A 1,366-nucleotide genomic window follows, 5' to 3' on the forward strand; every position below is an offset into this window, starting at 1 on the left:
AATCCCTTAAAACCATCAGAAGAAAAGAGGGAAAACAAACAAAATACCTGTTGATAACTTTTTTTGTAAGAGGCGGTCAGTCCCTGTTTTTTTACTCCTTTTTTCTTTTGCAACAAAAAACCACTCCATTTGAAGCGTTCTTTTGTTTGTATAAAGATGTGTTTTTTTAATCTAATTCTGCTCTTAAAAATAAATCTTGTATTAAAGTTTCGTTTTCGCAGGTTTCTTTAAATGCAATTATAAAAGATTTTAGAGCATCTGGATTAGATGAATAAACACAAAACATATCTGCTTCGGGGTCAAACTTTATGATTTCTATTAGTTCAGTTTTTTGTTCTTCCAAAAATACTTTTGCTAAAGCCCCCCAATCATAACCGTTGCCCTCAAAGCCCTCATCTTCTCTTGCTTGGAAAATTTCTGCTTTGTATTCTCCAACATTCAAACATACCGAAACACTATTTTCGTGTTCGATCCAAAAGAATGGTTTTATTAACTCATTAAAATTATTAGTGTCCATATTGTTCCAATTGTTTAAAGAGTTCATCGCCATTGGCTTTTATACCGTCCCTGTACTTTGCAGGTATTTTATTACCAACACGTTCAAACCAATCGTTAAACGTATTTTTCCATTCTTTTACTTTGTCTTTTTTGATGCTCAAATTTGCATCGATTGGAAATCTTTTTGCAAGCATAATTAGTATTTCAATATGTGCTAAAAGAGCTTGCGTTGGTTTATTTGCTGTTTTTAACCATTCTGCATTTTCTTCAATTTGTTTTATAGCCAAATTAAAGTAGCGTGCATTTGCCATATCAGCCATTTCATTTCCATCGGGTGCTGTGCTAAATATTTTCATTTTTTATTTGTTTTAAGATTTACAGCCTACTTTTACTTTCTTTGGTTTTTTGTATATTTTATCTCGTAAATCGTCTAACGGATTTTCCGATGTCCAGCGTTCTTTTATTCGACCTCTGTTTCTATTATCTAATCCTGATTTATCTAATCTGGCTTTAATCGAATCAAAGTCTGACCAATCGTCAGCTCTTTCCTTCAAACGTTGTCTTATCAAAGCCCCTTCAATAGAGCGAGCTTGGTCGTGTGTAAGTCCGTCAGCCAATATTTCCATATTGTCGAACACTTTTGTTTTGCCGTGTTCTGCCATACGTTCTAAGGCAGTTCTGCTTGTAATACCATAATAAACTACCTTATTATCTCTGATAAGTTGATATACAAGCTCTCCACTTAGACCTAAAACATCAACCCAAGTATTAGTATCTTTCACATAAGCGTATGTATTAAATCCGCCCGCCAGCCCAATCGGGTCAGAAGAAATATATATCCCCATTTCAGGCGAGTAGTATCTGAACT

3 protein-coding genes are annotated in these 1,366 nt (G+C 34.3%); all 3 read right to left on the reverse strand.

Features of this window, described 5'->3' with window-relative positions; genetic code table 11:
* Positions 1-166: 166 nt before the first annotated feature.
* Entirely contained in the window at positions 167-517 is a 351-nt protein-coding gene (locus NBH01_RS26525) for an immunity 51 family protein (protein WP_028728972.1), read from the reverse strand.
* Positions 507-854 carry a hypothetical protein gene (locus NBH01_RS26530; protein WP_011608529.1) on the reverse strand — a complete coding sequence of 116 codons (348 nt, stop codon included), beginning with the start codon at positions 852-854 and terminating at the stop codon, positions 507-509. Before NBH01_RS26530 ends, NBH01_RS26525 begins: the two co-directional genes overlap by 11 nt.
* 12 nt (positions 855-866) lie before the next feature.
* Positions 867-1,366, reverse strand: a 500-nt coding sequence (locus NBH01_RS26535; RefSeq protein WP_284697263.1) for an RHS repeat-associated core domain-containing protein, incomplete at its 5' end; no start/stop codon positions are given.

It is taken from the genome of Bacteroides sp. B1-V-101 (genome assembly GCF_023656585.1).
In the GTDB taxonomy this organism is placed as follows: domain Bacteria; phylum Bacteroidota; class Bacteroidia; order Bacteroidales; family Bacteroidaceae; genus Bacteroides; species Bacteroides thetaiotaomicron.

What these genes read in the sequence shown, in the direction of transcription:
- NBH01_RS26525 (WP_028728972.1), bottom strand. Translation starts at nt 517, where the DNA reads ATGGACACTAATAATTTTAATGAGTTAATAAAACCATTCTTTTGGATC.
- NBH01_RS26530 (WP_011608529.1), bottom strand. Translation starts at nt 854, where the DNA reads ATGAAAATATTTAGCACAGCACCCGATGGAAATGAAATGGCTGATATG.